This is a genomic window from Streptomyces sp. NPDC006510, assembly GCF_040611955.1.
GTDB lineage: Bacteria > Actinomycetota > Actinomycetes > Streptomycetales > Streptomycetaceae > Streptomyces.
Genome location: NZ_JBEXPH010000004.1, coordinates 85,167 through 100,006 on the forward strand (window position 1 = coordinate 85,167; position 14,840 = coordinate 100,006).

Genomic DNA, 14,840 nt, shown 5'->3' on the forward strand with positions numbered 1-14,840 from the left:
GGGTGTCCTCAGAAACGATGCCCGCGATGCCGCTGATGCTTCCGCCTTGCTGGTGTCACCCATGAACGTGCGTTTCCTCTGTGGTGGCACTCTTGAACCATGAACGATGCGACTCCCACCCCCGCTCCGCGCCGAGCCCGCGTCCGTGCCCCCGAGCTGGTCGGGAAGGGCGGTTGGCTCAACACTGGTGGGAAGGAGCTGACGCTCGCGGATCTACGAGGCAAGTGTGCCGTTGTAGATTTCTGGACCTTCTGCTGTGTGAACTGTCTGCATGTCCTCGATGAGCTGCGCGAGCTGGAGGAGAAGCACCGCGACACCCTGGTGATCATCGGGGTGCACTCACCGAAGTTCGTCCACGAGGCAGAGCACCAGGCCGTCGTCGACGCCGTCGAGCGGTACGAGGTCCACCACCCGGTCCTCGACGATCCGGAACTGGCGACCTGGAAGCAGTACGCCGTACGGGCCTGGCCCACGCTCGTCGTCATCGACCCCGAGGGCTATGTCGTCGCCCAGCACGCCGGCGAGGGCCATGCGCACGCCATCGCGAAGCTGGTCGAGGAGTTGGAGGCCGAGCACGAGGCGAAGGGCACGCTGCGCCGCGGCGACGGCCCCTATGTCGCGCCCGAGCCGGTCGCCACGCATCTGCGCTTTCCCGGCAAGGCGCTGTTGCTGCCCGACGGCGGTTTCCTCGTCTCCGACACCACCCGCCACCGCCTGGTCGAACTCGGACCCGACGGCGAGACGGTGCGCCGTCACATCGGTGCGGGCGAGCGGGGGTTCGCCGACGGCGGGCCCGACGAGGCCCGGTTCTCCGAGCCGCAGGGGCTCGCCGTGCTGCCCGACGGCCGGATCGCGGTCGCCGACACGGTCAACCACGCCATCCGCGCCCTCGACCTCGGTACCGGGGTGACGACGACGCTCGCCGGTACCGGCCGCCAGTGGTGGCAGGGCTCGCCGACCTCCGGACCGGCCCGCGGGGTCGACCTCTCCTCCCCCTGGGACGTCGCCTGGTTCGCGGACCGGCTGTGGATCGCCATGGCGGGCGTGCATCAGCTGTGGTCGTACGACCCCGCGACGCAGACCGTGCGGGTCGCCGCGGGTACCACCAACGAGGGCCTGGTCGACGGGCCGGCCGACGAGGCCTGGTTCGCCCAGCCGTCCGGGCTCGCCACGTCCGCCGACGGGGAGCGGCTCTGGGTGGCCGACTCGGAGACGTCCGCCCTGCGGTACATCGAGCGCGACGGAACCGGCTTCGCCGTCCGTACGGCCGTCGGCACCGGACTCTTCGACTTCGGACACCGCGACGGCCCCGCCGGGCAGGCCCTGTTCCAGCATCCGCTGGGGGTGACCGCGCTGCCCGACGGGTCCGTGGCCGTCTGCGACACGTACAACCACGCGCTGCGGCGCTACGACCCCGCGAGCGGTGAGGTCACCACCCTGGCCACGGACCTGCGCGAGCCCAGCGACGCCGTGCTGGTCGACGGCGATCTCGTCGTCGTCGAGTCCGCCAGGCACCGGCTGACCCGGCTGCGGCTGCCCGAGGAGGCCGTACGCGTCGCCGACCGGGCCCACCGCACGCAGCGCGCGGCCACCGAGATCGCGCCCGGCACGCTCCGGCTGGACGTGGTCTTCCAGGCGCCCGCCGGGCAGAAGCTGGACACCCGGTACGGGCCCTCGACCCGGCTGCTGGTCTCGGCGACCCCGCCGGAGCTGCTGGCCGACGGTGCGGGTCCCGGTACCGACCTCGTCCGTGACCTGGTCCTCTCCGAGGGCGTCACCGAAGGCGTCCTGCATGTGTCGGCGATGGCGGCGTCCTGCGACGACGACCCGGCGAACGAGTACCCGGCCTGCCATGTCCACCAACAGGACTGGGGCGTCCCCGTCCGCGTGAGCGCGGAGGGAACGGCCCGGCTGCCGCTGGTGCTGGCGGGAATGGACGAGCAGGCATAGGGCCTGTCCGGCGGATCATGGCCGGGAAGGCTCACCCGTTGTCGGTGAGCCTTCGGACCGCCTCCTCGTACCGCTTGCGGTACTCCGGCTCCGCCGTCACCCGCAGCAGCGCCTGGAGGGCCCGCACCGCGCCCTCGTCGAAACCGGCGCGCTCCGCCTCCCCGGCCGCCCCGTCCAGCAGCCGGATCCCGTCGTCCTCCTCGCCGAGCGCCAGGCGGGCCTCGCCGCTGGTGGTCAGCAGCAGTACCCTGCGGGCGACCTCCTCGTGCTCGGGCCCCAGGTCCAGTGCCGTCCGGACGGATTCGAGGGCTTCGTGCGGCCGGTTCGCGGTGAGCTGCATCCGGGCGAGGTGTTGCAGCGCCAGCATCTCGGTGTGCGCGTCCTGCTCCTCGCGGGCCAGTTCGACGGCCCGTCCGCAGCCCTCCAGGGCCGTGTCGAGCTCCCCCTGCTCGGTCTGGACGACGGCGAGGTTGATCAGCGCGGTCGCCTCGCCGAGCCGGTCGCCGGCCTGCCGGGCCAGAACGGGCGAGCGCTCCAGCAGGGTGACGGCCTCGGCGGTCCTGCCCTCCTCGGTCAGCACCCAGCCCAGCAGGTTGAGCACCCTCGACTCGGCGTACGCGTCGTCGTCGGCTCGGGCGGAGTCCAGCGCCAGTTCGAGCAGTGGGGACCAGTTGTCCCGCACCCGCCACACCACCTGGGGCCACTGGAGCAGGATGATCCGCCACGCCCGGTCATGGATCCCGGCGGTCCGGGCCGCGATGGCGGCCAGCGCCAGATCGTCGCGCTCGGCCGCCAGCCAGTGCATCGCCGCCGCCCGGTCGACGAAGTCCCGTACGGCGGCGGGGCGGTGGTAGTCCGCCGGCAGGACGAAGCAGGGCTCACCGCCGGGCTCGGCCGTGTCGGCGGCGGCGAGCGCGGTGGCGATGTAGTGGTCGAGGACGCCGGTGAGCGCCGCGGACCCGCCCGCGGGGTCCATGCCGCGGGCGTAGAGGCGCACCAGATCGTGCAGCACCCAGCGTCCGGGGGCCGTCTCGGTGACGAGATGGGCGGCGGCGAGCCGTTCCAGCGCCGCCGCGGCGACGACCGGATCGGTGCCGGCCAGCGCGGCGGCCGTGTACGGGTCGAAGTGGCTGCCCGGGTGGTGGCCGAGCCGGGCGAGCTGGTGGACGGCGTCCTGCGGCAGCTGCTGCACGGTCAGCCGCAGCGCGGCCGAGACTCCGGTGTCGTCCACGTCGAGAAACGTCAGCCGGCTGCGCTCGTCGGCCAGTTCGTCGGCGAGACCGGCCAGCGTCCACGTCGGGCGCCCGGCCAGCCGGGCCGCGGTGACCCGCAGCGCGAGCGGCAGCCCGCCGCAGAGTTCGGCGAGCCGGCGGGCCGCGACCGGTTCGGCCAGCACCCGGTCCTCACCGAGCACACCGGCCAGCAGGGCCGTGCCGTCCGGCGGTTCGAGTATGTCGAGCGGTACGGGACGGGCCGCGTCCGAGGCGATCAGGCCCTCCAGCCGGTGGCGGCTGGTGACCAGCGTGACGCAGTCGGTGCCGCCGGGCAGCAGCGGCCGGACGGTGGCGGAGTGGCGGGCGTTGTCGAGGACGACGAGCAGTCGGCGCCGGTCGGTCAGCGACCGGAAGAGCGCGGCCGCGGCCGTTACGGACTCCGGGACGCGGCGGGGCGCGACGCCGAGTGCCAGCAGGAACTCGCGCAGCACCTCGATGAGTGCGGGCTCGCCGGTGTCGCTGAAGCCGCGCAGATCGGCGAAGAGCCGTCCGTCCGGGAAGGCGGCCGGGTTGCGGTGCGCCCACTGCAGGGCCAGCGCGGTCTTGCCCACCCCGGCCGGTCCGGTGACCAGGCAGACCGGCGCCTCGCCCGCCGCGGCCCGGGTGAGCGCGGCCAGTTCGGCGGTCCGCCCCTGGAAGCCGCGGGGTGCGCGGGGCAGCAGATCGGTGGGGTGCGGCTCGCCGGCGAGGGACGGCACGGGGAGGGGGCGGGGCGGCGTGGGGCTGGGGGCGCTGCCCTTACCGCCGGGGAGGTCGTCCGGGCGGTCGGCCGGTTCCGCGGCGGCGGCGCCGTCCGGTCCGGCCCCCCGGTCCGCTCCCGGACGGGCCGTGGGCACGGTCCCGTTCCCGGAGCCGCCGCGGCCGCCGTTGTCGTTGCCGCCGCCCGCCCGGACCGGACGGCGTGCCGCCGTCCCCTGCCCGTCGGGCGCGTTCCGGCCGCCCTCCCGTCCGGCGTCCGGCCCGGGGTCGCCGCGCAGGATCAGCGCGTACGCGTCGGCGAGTTCGTGTCCCGGGTCGATCCCCAGCTCGTCGGCGAGCAGCCGCCTCGTGCGATGGAACCAGTCCAGCGCCTCCGACTGACGCCCCGCCCGGTACAGCGCCGTCATCAGGGCCGCCGCCAGCGACTCCCGCATCGGATGCGCCACGGCCTCCGCCCGCAGCACCGCCGCCGCCCGGTTGTGCTCCCCCAGTGCCGCGTAGGCGCGCGCCAGTTGCTCGACCGTCGCCAGCCGTGACTCCTCCAGGGAGTGCGCGGCCGCCTGGAGCGGCCTTCCGGTGAACGCGCCGCTGAGCGCCGGGCCCTGCCACAGGGACAGGGCCTCCTTGAGCATCAGTACCGCGTCGGCGGGGCTGCGCTGTCCCCGCGCCAGCGTCAGCAGCTCCTCGAACCGCTGCGAGTCCAGCAGGGTCTCCGGCAGCCGCAGCACATACGCGTCACCGAGCGTGACCAGCTCCACCCCGTACGCCTCCGCGTCCGCACCGACCAGCAGGGCGCGCAGCCGGGACACATGGCCCTGGATGACGCTGCGGGCGTGCAGCGGCGGTGCGTCGTCCCACAGGGAGTCCGTCAGCCTGGCGATGGAGACGGGGGTGTTGGCGGACAGCAGCAGCGCGGCGAGCAGGCTGCGGCGCTTGGCGGGTCCGAGCGGCAGCGGCCCGGTGAACGTGTCGACGGAGACGGTGCCGAGCAGCCGGAACTCCACGAGCGGCTTCCCTTCCGGGCGGGATGCGCCCGGGGCCGGGCACGGGAAAGCCCCAGGGTATCGGGGGTGCCGGGGTACCGACGAGGGGTCATGCCCGTTCGGCGGGGTGCGATCCGGACGAGGCCGTCGGCCGGGGCTCGCGGCGACCGACGGGCCGGTGCGCCTCGTGCACCGGCCCGTCGACGGCCTCGCGGCAGGCGCCGCAAAAACGCCCTCGGCCGGCCGAAGACGTCCTCAGCCCGCCAGGAACGCCCGCAGCGCGTTGGCCAGCAGATACGGGTCGTCCGCTCCGCACAACTCACGGGCGCTGTGCATCGACAGGATCGCGACGCCGATGTCCACGGTCTGGATCCCGTGCCGGGCAGCGGTGATCGGGCCGATCGTGGTGCCGCACGGCATCGAGTTGTTGGAGACGAACGTCTGCCACGGCACGTCCGCCTTCCGGCACGCCTCCGCGAACACGGCCCGGCCGCTGCCGTCGGTCGCGTACCGCATATTGACGTTGACCTTGAGGATCGGTCCGCCGTTGGCCACCGGGTGGTGGGTCGGGTCGTGGCGCTCGGCGTAGTTGGGGTGGACCGCGTGGCCGGTGTCCGAGGAGAGACAGACGGTCCCGGCGAAGGCCCGCGCGCGGTCCTCGTACGTCCCGCCGCGTGCGAAGACGGAACGCTCCAGGACCGTGCCGAGCAGCGGCCCGTCGGCGCCGGTGTCGGACTGCGAGCCGTTCTCCTCGTGGTCGAAGGCGGCCATGACCGGGATGTACGGGAGTTCCTCGTCCGGCTGCCCGGCGACGGCGCCGAGTGCGGCGGTCGCCGCGTGCACGGAGAGCAGGTTGTCCATCCTGGGCCCGGCCAGCAGTTCGCGGTCCCGGCCCAGGTAGGCGGGCGGCTCGACGGCGTGCGGCATCAGGTCCCAGCCGGTCACGTCCTCGGCGGCCACGCCCGCTTCCGCGGCGACGAACCGGATCAGGTCGCCCTCCTCGACGTCCCCGAGCCCCCAGATCGGCTGCATGTGCTTCTGCCGGTCGAGCTTGAGGCCGTCCGGGTTGGCCGACCGGTCCAGATGCACGGCCAGCTGCGGTACGCGCAGCAGCGGCCGGTCGATGTTCACCAGCCGGTGGGTGCCGTCGCGCAGCGAGATCCGGCCGGCGAGGCCGAGGTCCCGGTCGAGCCAGGTGTTGAGGAGCGTCCCGCCGTAGATCTCCACGGCGACCTGCCGCCAGCCGTACGCCCCGGTGTCGGGCAGCGGCTTGACCCGTAGATTCGGCGAGTCGGTGTGCGCCCCGACGATCCGGAACGGGGTGTGCGCCGCGGCGCCCTCCGGCACGTACCAGGCCACGATCGCACCGCCGCGCAGGACGTACTTCCCCCCGGTGGTCCCGTCCCAGGCCGCGGTCTCCTCGACCTGCCGGAACCCGGCCTTCTCCAGCCGTGCGGCCGCGGTGGCCACGGCGTGGTACGGGGAGGGCGAGGCCATCAGGAAGGCCATCAGATCGTCGGTGTGCCCGCGGTCGAAGCGGAGGGAGGAACTCATGTTCCTCACTGTAACGAGACCGGACCGGGCGGCTTCACCGCCGTCGCGCCGGGGTACCCGCTCAGCTCCCCGGGAGCGCCGCCGAGGGCTTCTCGCCGTTCTGGGCCTGCTGCGCACGCTCGGCGAACATGGCGGCGAACGCCTTGACCTCCTTGTCGGGAACAGTCGATTTGCCCTCGGTGCCGGTGCTGATGCCCAGGACGGTCGTCCCGACCCGGACCTGCGCGATCGTGGCCGGTCCGCCCATGGTGCCGACCGCTGCGCGGTTGGCCTCGCGCTCGGCGCCCGGACTGCCGAGGTCCACCTTTTCGGCGTTCACACCGACCCGGTCCCCGCCGTACCACTTGATCAGGACGTCGTACGCGGCGTCCGCGGCCTTCTCGTCCTTGTAGGCGAGGGTCCAGAAGTTCAGCGTGGTCGCGTCCGCCTTGCGTACGAAGGCCGAGGCGCCCCAGGACGTGACCTTGTTGCAGGCCGTCTCCCGCTGCTCCTTCGTCCTGGCCACGCAGACCGACGGCGGGTACTCGGGGACGGGCTTCTGGGCCTCCGGCTTCATGTACATCCGCCAGCCCGGCACGGCCTTCGCGTCCGGCAGCACCGAGGCGACCTTCCCCTTGTCGAGCGCCGCCGCCTTGGCGTCACCGCCCCCGCCCCCGCACCCCGCGAGCAGCACCGCCGCCGCCCCGGCAGCCAGGAGCCCCTGGCCCCCTCGCGTACCCACGAAACCCTTGCCACCCATGAGTGAACCCGCCCCCTCCGCTGTCGGACGTCCGATCCTAGAGAGGTCCGGGCCGCCGGGTGGGAGCAGGTCTACAGCCGGTCGATGGCGGTCAGGTCGATGTCGATGTCGTACGGGACGGAGAGCTTCAGCCGGTCGTGGTGGACACCGGTGGAGACGTACTTCGTGGTGACCGGGTCCAGCGCGTACGTCCAGACCACGGGCCGACCGTTCTCGGACATCTCGACGAGCCAGAAGTTCTGGATGCCGGCCCCGGCGTACTTGTGCGGCTTGGTGTCGCGGTCGCGGTCGCGGTCCTCGGAGTCGGGTGAGACGACCTCCACGGCGAGCAGGACATCGGCGGCCTGGTAGCGGGTCTGGCGCTGATCTCCGTCCGCTTCTGCCGTCACGACGACGAGATCGGGTTCCGGGGCGTTGCGCCTGCCGAGTACGACGGCCATTTCGCGGCGGACGCGCAGATCGTCGGGAACGTGGCTGCGCAGCCCCTGCTCCAGCAAATACATCGCCAGCGTGTGGAACTTCCGCTGCGGACTCACGAAAACCAGACTCCCGTCGATCAGCTCTGTGTGCGGCGGGAGGTCGTGAAGCGTGAACAGGTCGTCCACGGTGTAGCCGTCCGGCGGCGGGACCGGCCACCTGGAGCCGTCCGGCTGGCGGTGCGGCGAGTCGGGCAGTGCCTCGGCGGTCATGGTTCCTCCCATGGACGGGATTCTTGGCCGTGCACTCAGCGTACCCAGCTGATACGACAGCACCGCCACCCGAAAGCGTGTCCGGGTGACGGTGCGTGTTGGCGATCTTGAGCGGATGGGGCTAGAACGCGGCCTCGTCCAGCTCCATCAGCGAGTTGTCGACGGACTCGGCCAGCGCGCGCTCGGCCGAGACGCCCGGCAGGATGTTCGCGGCGAAGAACTTCGCGGCGGCGATCTTGCCCTGGTAGAAGGCGACGTCCTTCGCGGCGGCGGTCGGCAGCTTCTCGGCCGCGACGGCCGCGCCCTTGAGGAGCAGGTAGCCGACGACGACATCGCCGGAGGCCATCAGCAGGCGGGTGGTGTTGAGGCCCACCTTGTAGATGTTCTTGACGTCCTCGCCGGTCGCGGTGAGGTCGGTGATCATCGTGCCGACGATCGCCTCCAGGTCCACGGCCGCCTTGGCGAGCGAGTCCAGCGCACCGGACAGCTCCTCGTTGCCCTGGGCGCCGGCGAGGAATTTCTTGATCTCCTCGGAGAGGGCGTTCAGCGAGGCACCCTGGTCGCGGACGATCTTCCGGAAGAAGAAGTCCTGGCCCTGGATCGCCGTCGTGCCCTCGTACAGCGTGTCGATCTTGGCGTCACGGATGTACTGCTCGATCGGGTACTCCTGGAGGTACCCGGAGCCGCCGAAGGTCTGGAGCGACTGCGCCAGCTGCTCGTAGGACTTCTCGGAGCCGTAGCCCTTCACGATCGGGAGCAGCAGGTCGTTGAGGCCGTGCAGCGCCTTCGCGTCCTCGCCCGCGGCCTCCTTCTCCTGGATCGCGTCCTGGACGGTGGCGGTGTACAGCACCAGGGAGCGCATGCCCTCCGCGTACGCCTTCTGCGTCATGAGGGAGCGGCGCACGTCGGGGTGGTGCGTGATGGTGACCTTGGGGGCGGTCTTGTCCATGAACTGCGACAGGTCCGTGCCCTGGACGCGCTCCTTGGCGTACTCCAGCGCGTTCAGGTAGCCGGTCGACAGGGTCGCGATGGCCTTCGTGCCGACCATCATGCGGGCGAACTCGATGATGCGGAACATCTGGCGGATGCCGTCGTGCTTGTCGCCGATCAGCCAGCCCTTGGCGGGGTGCTGGTCGCCGAAGGTCATCTCGCAGGTGTTGGACGCCTTGAGGCCCATCTTGTGCTCGACGTTCGTCGCGTACACGCCGTTGCGCTCGCCCAACTCGCCGGTGGTCCAGTCGAAGTGGAACTTCGGGACCATGAAGAGCGAGAGGCCCTTCGTGCCGGGGCCGGCGCCCTCGGGGCGGGCCAGCACGTAGTGGATGATGTTCTCGGACATGTCGTGCTCGCCCGAGGTGATGAAGCGCTTCACACCCTCGATGTGCCAGGAGCCGTCCTCCTGCTCGACGGCCTTCGTGCGGCCGGCGCCGACGTCGGAGCCGGCGTCCGGCTCGGTCAGCACCATCGTCGAGCCCCACTGCTTCTCGACGGCGATCTCGGCGATCTTCTTCTGCGCCTCGTTGCCCTCCTCGAAGAGGATGCCGGCGAACGCCGGGCCCGAGCAGTACATCCAGATGGCCGGGTTCGCGCCGAGCAGCAGCTCCGCGTAGCCCCAGATCAGGGAGCGCGGCGAGGTGGTGCCGCCGATCTCCTCGGGCAGGCCCAGACGCCAGTACTCGGAGTCCATGAACGCCTGGTACGACTTCTTGAAGCTCTCCGGGACCGGCGCGGTGTTGGTCTCAGGGTCGAAGACCGGGGGGTTGCGGTCGGCGTCGGTGAAGGAGTCGGCCAGCTCGTTCTCCGCGAGGCGGTTGACCTCGTCGAGGATGCTCTTCGCCGTCTCGACGTCCATCTCGGCGAACGGGCCGGTGCCGTACGTCTTGTCGCGCCCGAGGACCTCGAAGAGGTTGAACTCGATGTCGCGGAGATTCGACTTGTAGTGCCCCATGGAAGGCTCCGTAATCAATAGCAGTGGCGCGCGGCGCCCCGGGAAGGGGCGTGGGCCGGGCGGGCGACGAGCTGGCGGTGCGTATATCAGCTGACCTCTACGATGATGCTACCCGTCAGTAATAAGACGCAACCCCTCAAGGCCCCGATGTGTCCGATTACTCTTTGCGGTATGTACGGCTACGACCAGAACCCGGGTGCACAGCAGCAGATGGGTGGCGGCTACGGCGAGCAGCCGCTGTATCCCGAACCCTCGCCGCCGTCCCTGGGTGACGCGGTACGGGCCTTCACCACCGGCTCGCTGTCCGCCGAGGACTTCCAGCAGATCTTCGCGACGTCGAAGGTCTACTGCCCGCGCGGCGACAACCCCGGATTCCTGGCGCTGCACAACACCCAGCAGCCGGTGATCCCGATGTTCACCACGCTCAAGGAGCTGCGGCTGTACGCGGGCAAGGAGTCCAAGTACTTCGTGATCACCGGGGCCGAGGTGATCGACCTGCTGCCGACCGGCTACGGCTTCGTCCTCGACATGGAGGGCGAGCACCGGATGGTCTTCGACGCGAAGGCCGTGGAGCAGATGGTCGACTTCGCGATGCGCCGCATGTACGGCTGAGATCCGATTCCCTGCAAGGGGCCCGCACCGCTCGCTCGGTGCGGGCCCCTTGCTGTTGCCCCGGTTCCGTTGCTCCGGACGGGTGGGGGAATGGATGCCCCCTTGCGGGATGTTCACCATTCAACTAAATTGATGGCAGAACGATCTCGGAGGTGGCTCCCATGCCCGCAGTGACTGTCGAAAACCCGCTGACCCTGCCCAAGGTCGCCGCCTCGGGCGACGCGGCGGCCCGTCCCGTGCTCGCCGTCACCACGGCGCCGAGCGGATTCGAGGGCGAGGGCTTCCCGGTTCGCCGCGCGTTCGCCGGGATCAACTACAAGTACCTCGACCCGTTCATCATGATGGACCAGATGGGCGAGGTGGAGTACGCGGCCGGCGAGCCGAAGGGCACCCCCTGGCACCCGCACCGCGGCTTCGAGACCGTTACGTACCTGATCGACGGAACCTTCGTCCACCAGGACTCCAACGGCGGCGGCGGCACCATCCGGAACGGCGACACCCAGTGGATGACCGCCGGTTCGGGACTGCTGCACATCGAGGCCCCGCCGGAGTCCCTGGTGATGTCGGGCGGCCTCTTCCACGGCCTCCAGCTCTGGGTGAACCTGCCCAAGGCCGACAAGATGATGGCCCCCCGCTACCAGGACATCCGCGGCGGCCAGGTCCAGCTCCTCGCCTCCCCGGACGGCGGCGCGCTGCTCCGCGTCATCGCCGGTGAGCTCGACGGGCACGAGGGCCCCGGCATCACGCACACCCCGATCACGATGATCCACGCCACCGTGCGCCCCGGCGCCGAGGTGACCCTGCCGTGGCGCGAGGACTTCAACGGACTCGCGTACGTGCTGGCCGGCCGCGGCACCGTCGGTGCGGAGCGCCGTCCCGTCCACATGGGGCAGACCGCGGTCTTCGGTGCCGGTTCCTCGCTGACCGTCCGCGCGGACGAGAAGCAGGACGGCAACACCCCGGACCTGGAGGTCGTGCTGCTCGGCGGCCGTCCGATCCGTGAGCCGATGGCGCACTACGGGCCGTTCGTGATGAACAGCCAGGCCGAACTGAAGCAGGCCTTCGAGGACTTCCAGGCCGGCCGCCTCGGCACCGTGCCCGCGGTTCACGGAATGTGACACCCGCAGCCGGAGTGTGACAGTCCGTCATTCACAAGGCCGCACAAGCGGGACATCGCATCCGCGCCATGATTGGGTGGGAGGGTGCAGAATCAGAAGCCCCTCCTGCCCGATGCCGCGCGGCGCACAGCAGCGTGGTGCGGTGTTGTCCTCCTCGTCACCGGGGTCGCCGCCGTCGCCATCTGGCTGTGCGTCGTCTTCAAGACCGCGGTCACGCCCGTGCTGCTCGCGCTGCTCGGCACGGCGCTGCTCGGGCCGGTGCACCGCTGGCTGATCGCCCGCGGACTGAAGCGCTCGCTCGCCGCGGGGCTCACCTGCGTACTGCTCGTCGCGGTGGTCAGCGGCGCCGGGTACATCGTCGTCACCGCACTCGTCGACACCGGTGACCAGATCGTCCGATCACTGAAGGACACCACCCAGTGGGTCGTCGACCACTTCGGGATCGGCAAGAACACCAATGTGGACGACCTCGTCGCCAATGCCCGGAAGCTCGTCGAGAAGTTCGGGGCGAGCGCCGCGGGCGGGCTGCTCTCCGGGATCAGCCTGATCGGCTCGCTGATCGCGACCAGCGTCCTCGCCCTGCTGCTGACCTTCTTCTTCCTGCGTGACTCCGACAAGGCCGTGAGCCTCGCCCACACGGTCGCCCCGCGCGGTACCGGGGACCTGGTCGAGGCGATGGGGCGGCGGGCCTTCGAGGCCGTCGAGGGCTTCATGCGCGGCACCACGTTCATCGCGCTGATCGACGCCCTCTGCATCACCATCGGCCTGCTGATCCTGCGCGTTCCCGGTGCGGTGGGGCTCGGTGCGCTGGTCTTCGTCGGTGCCTACATCCCCTACCTCGGGGCCTTCATCTCGGGCGCCGTCGCGGTGCTGGTCGCACTCGCCGACCGGGGGCTCGTGATCGCGCTCTGGGCGCTGGGGGTGGTGCTCGCCGTGCAGGTGCTGGAGGGCCACGTCCTGCAGCCGATGATCCAGAGCCGTACGGTGCAGATGCACCCCGCCATGATCATGATCGCGATCACCGCGGGCGCCAGTGTGGCCGGTCTGCTGGGCATGCTGCTCGCGGTCCCGGTCTGCGCGGCGGCCTTCGGCATCCTCGGCGAACTGCGCGGAGACCGCTCGGGGCCGCCGTCCGGGGGCGATCCGGCGGGTGCGGCCGGGTCCTGAGCGCCCGGCTCAGCCCTCCGCGCCCGACTCGTACAGCTCGAACCAGATCGACTTCCCCGCCCCCTGCGGATCCACCCCCCACGCATCGGCCAGCATCTCCATCAGCACCAGCCCCCGGCCGCTGGAGGCCATCTCCCCGGGGCGCCGCTTGTGCGGCAGTTCGTCGCTGCCGTCGGACACCTCCACGCGCAGCCGGCGCTCGCCGTGCTCCCCCGTCGCCTGCGCGAGCATCAGCGCGTCCCCGTCCGTGTGGACGAGGACATTGGTGGCCATCTCGGAGATCATCAGGACCGCCGCGTCCACCTGCTCCGGATCCGCCCAGTCGTGCAGCAGGTCCCGCAGCTGCTGCCGGGCCGCCGCGATCCGCTCCGGCTCGGCCTGCGCGATGGTCAGCGCGGTGCGCCGCGGCGCCGGCTGTTTCCGCGGTTCCCCGTCGCGCCGGAGCAGCAGCAGCGCGATGTCGTCCTCCCGGCGGTCGGCCAGCGGGCCCGTCGTGTAGTGCGACGTCGGCCCGTGCACCGCCTGCACGAGGGCGTCGGCGAGCTTCTCCAGGTCGGTCGTGTGCCCCTCCAGGACCGGCCGCAGCCGGTCCCAGCCGGAGAACATGTCATGGCCGCCGGTCTCGATCAGCCCGTCCGTGCAGAGCATGATCGTTTCGCCGGGCTCCAGGGTGAGCCGGCTCGTCGGATAGTCGGCGTCCTCCTCGATGCCGAGCGGCAGCCCGCCCTCGGTCTGACGGATCATCGCGGTCCCGTCGGCGGTGGTCACCACGGGGTCGGGATGGCCGGCCCGTGCGATGTCGAGCGTGCCGGTCTCCGGGTCGACCTCCGCGTACAGGCAGGTGGCGAAGCGCGGCCCGGTCGCCTCCCCGCCCTCGTACGCGTCCGTGAGCCCGGAGAGGAAGCGCGAGGCCCGCGAGAGCACCGCGTCCGGGCGGTGTCCCTCGGCGGCGTACGCGCGCAGGGCGATCCGCAACTGCCCCATCAGCCCCGCGGCACGCACGTCATGGCCCTGGACGTCACCGATGACGAGGGCGACACGGCCGTTGGGGAGCGGGATCATGTCGTACCAGTCGCCGCCGACCTGGAGCCCGCCGCCGGTCGGGATGTAGCGGGCGGCGACGGTCATCCCCGGGATGTCGGGGCCGAGCGTCGGCATCATCGAGCGCTGCAGCCCCAGCGACAGCGCCCGTTCGGTCTCGGCGACCCCGGCACGGGTCAGCGCCTGCGCGAGCATCCGCGCCACCGTCGTCAGCACGGACCGCTCGTCCGGCGAGAACGACACCGGATGCTTGAACCCCGCCATCCAGGCGCCCATGGTGCGCCCCGCGACGATCAGCGGCAGGAAGGCCCAGGAGCGGCGCCCGAAACGGCTGGCGAGCGGCCAGGCGGCCGGGTAGCGGCGGCCGTAGTCCTCGGGCGACGGCAGATAGATCGCCCGCCCGGTCCGTACGACCTCGGCGGCCGGGTAGTCGGTCTCCAGCGGCATGTCGGTGAACGGGTCCTCGTCGCCCACGCTGTGCCCGTGGTGCCCGATGATCGTCAGCCGCTCGCCCGCGACGCCGAAGACCGCCAGGCCGTCCGGCGAGAACCCCGGCATGGAGAGCGAGGCCGCGACCCGAAGCACCTCCTCGGTCGACCTGGCCTCGGCCAGCGCCCGGCCCGCGTCCAGCAGGAACGCCTCGCGGGAGCGGCGCCAGTCCCCGGTGATGGGGGTGTGCGCCCCGGTGGTGCCGGGCTGTGGCTCGGCGACCTCCTGAAGGGTGCCGACCAGTATGTAGCCCGCCCCGGCCGGCTTCCCGGACGGGAGCGGCTTGGAGCGGCTGCGCACCGTGCGCAGCACCCGGCCGCTGCCGTCCATGATCCGCAGCCGGGCCTCGGCGAGGGTGCCCTCGGCGAGCGCGAGATTCACCACCCCGTAGATCTCGTTCCAGTCGACGGGGTGGAAGCGGGAACGCACCGCGGACTCGCGGAAGACACCGGCCGCGGCGGGCAGCTCCAGCAGCCGGGCGGCCTCCGCATCGAGCGTGACGGTCCCGGCTCCGTTGTCCCAGTGCCACAGACCGGTCGCGGTCGCGGCCAGGACGTCCTCGGTGCGCATTGCCCCA

At 71.6% G+C, this 14,840-nt stretch carries 10 protein-coding genes; 4 read left to right on the forward strand and 6 right to left on the reverse strand.

From position 1 onward, the window contains the following. The first annotated feature begins 99 nt into the window (after nt 1-99). Nucleotides 100-1,950 carry an NHL domain-containing thioredoxin family protein gene (locus ABZY11_RS02865; RefSeq protein WP_356477394.1) on the forward strand — a complete coding sequence of 617 codons (1,851 nt, stop codon included), beginning with the start codon at nt 100-102 and terminating at the stop codon, nt 1,948-1,950. Between the two features lie 31 nt (nt 1,951-1,981). Here ABZY11_RS02865 and ABZY11_RS02870 read toward each other — a convergent pair whose 3' ends face one another. The 5 genes from ABZY11_RS02870 to ABZY11_RS02890 all read right to left on the reverse strand — a co-directional run bounded on the left by ABZY11_RS02870 (nt 1,982) and on the right by ABZY11_RS02890 (nt 9,836). Then, nucleotides 1,982-4,927, reverse strand: a complete 2,946-nt coding sequence (locus ABZY11_RS02870) for a BTAD domain-containing putative transcriptional regulator (protein ID WP_356477395.1) — start codon at nt 4,925-4,927, stop codon at nt 1,982-1,984. Nucleotides 4,928-5,161: 234 nt separating this feature from the next. Further along, complete coding sequence (locus ABZY11_RS02875; RefSeq protein ID WP_356477396.1) at nt 5,162-6,460, reverse strand: M18 family aminopeptidase; 1,299 nt, start codon at nt 6,458-6,460, stop codon at nt 5,162-5,164. A gap of 61 nt (nt 6,461-6,521) precedes the next feature. After that, complete coding sequence (locus ABZY11_RS02880) at nt 6,522-7,199, reverse strand: hypothetical protein (RefSeq protein WP_356477397.1); 678 nt, start codon at nt 7,197-7,199, stop codon at nt 6,522-6,524. A gap of 71 nt (nt 7,200-7,270) precedes the next feature. Continuing rightward, nucleotides 7,271-7,900 (reverse strand): Uma2 family endonuclease, encoded by a 630-nt coding sequence (locus ABZY11_RS02885; RefSeq protein WP_356477398.1) that lies wholly within the window; start codon nt 7,898-7,900, stop codon nt 7,271-7,273. Nucleotides 7,901-8,009: 109 nt separating this feature from the next. Next, complete coding sequence (locus tag ABZY11_RS02890) at nt 8,010-9,836, reverse strand: acyl-CoA dehydrogenase (protein WP_356477399.1); 1,827 nt, start codon at nt 9,834-9,836, stop codon at nt 8,010-8,012. A 171-nt stretch (nt 9,837-10,007) separates the two neighbouring features. On the opposite strand from ABZY11_RS02890, the gene ABZY11_RS02895 reads away from it, so the two are divergent. The 3 genes from ABZY11_RS02895 (at nt 10,008) to ABZY11_RS02905 (ending at nt 12,733) form a co-directional block, all read left to right on the forward strand. Further along, nucleotides 10,008-10,448 carry an SseB family protein gene (locus tag ABZY11_RS02895; protein ID WP_072487501.1) on the forward strand — a complete coding sequence of 147 codons (441 nt, stop codon included), beginning with the start codon at nt 10,008-10,010 and terminating at the stop codon, nt 10,446-10,448. Nucleotides 10,449-10,609: 161 nt separating this feature from the next. Next, nucleotides 10,610-11,566: a pirin family protein gene (locus ABZY11_RS02900; RefSeq protein WP_356477400.1), complete on the forward strand. Its 957-nt coding sequence runs from the start codon at nt 10,610-10,612 to the stop codon at nt 11,564-11,566. An 84-nt stretch (nt 11,567-11,650) separates the two neighbouring features. Then, the gene (locus ABZY11_RS02905) at nt 11,651-12,733 is read left to right on the forward strand and encodes an AI-2E family transporter (RefSeq protein WP_356477401.1); all 1,083 of its coding nucleotides are present in this window, start codon (nt 11,651-11,653) and stop codon (nt 12,731-12,733) included. A gap of 9 nt (nt 12,734-12,742) precedes the next feature. Here ABZY11_RS02905 and ABZY11_RS02910 read toward each other — a convergent pair whose 3' ends face one another. Further along, nucleotides 12,743-14,833 (reverse strand): SpoIIE family protein phosphatase, encoded by a 2,091-nt coding sequence (locus ABZY11_RS02910; protein WP_356477402.1) that lies wholly within the window; start codon nt 14,831-14,833, stop codon nt 12,743-12,745. Nucleotides 14,834-14,840 lie beyond the last annotated feature (7 nt).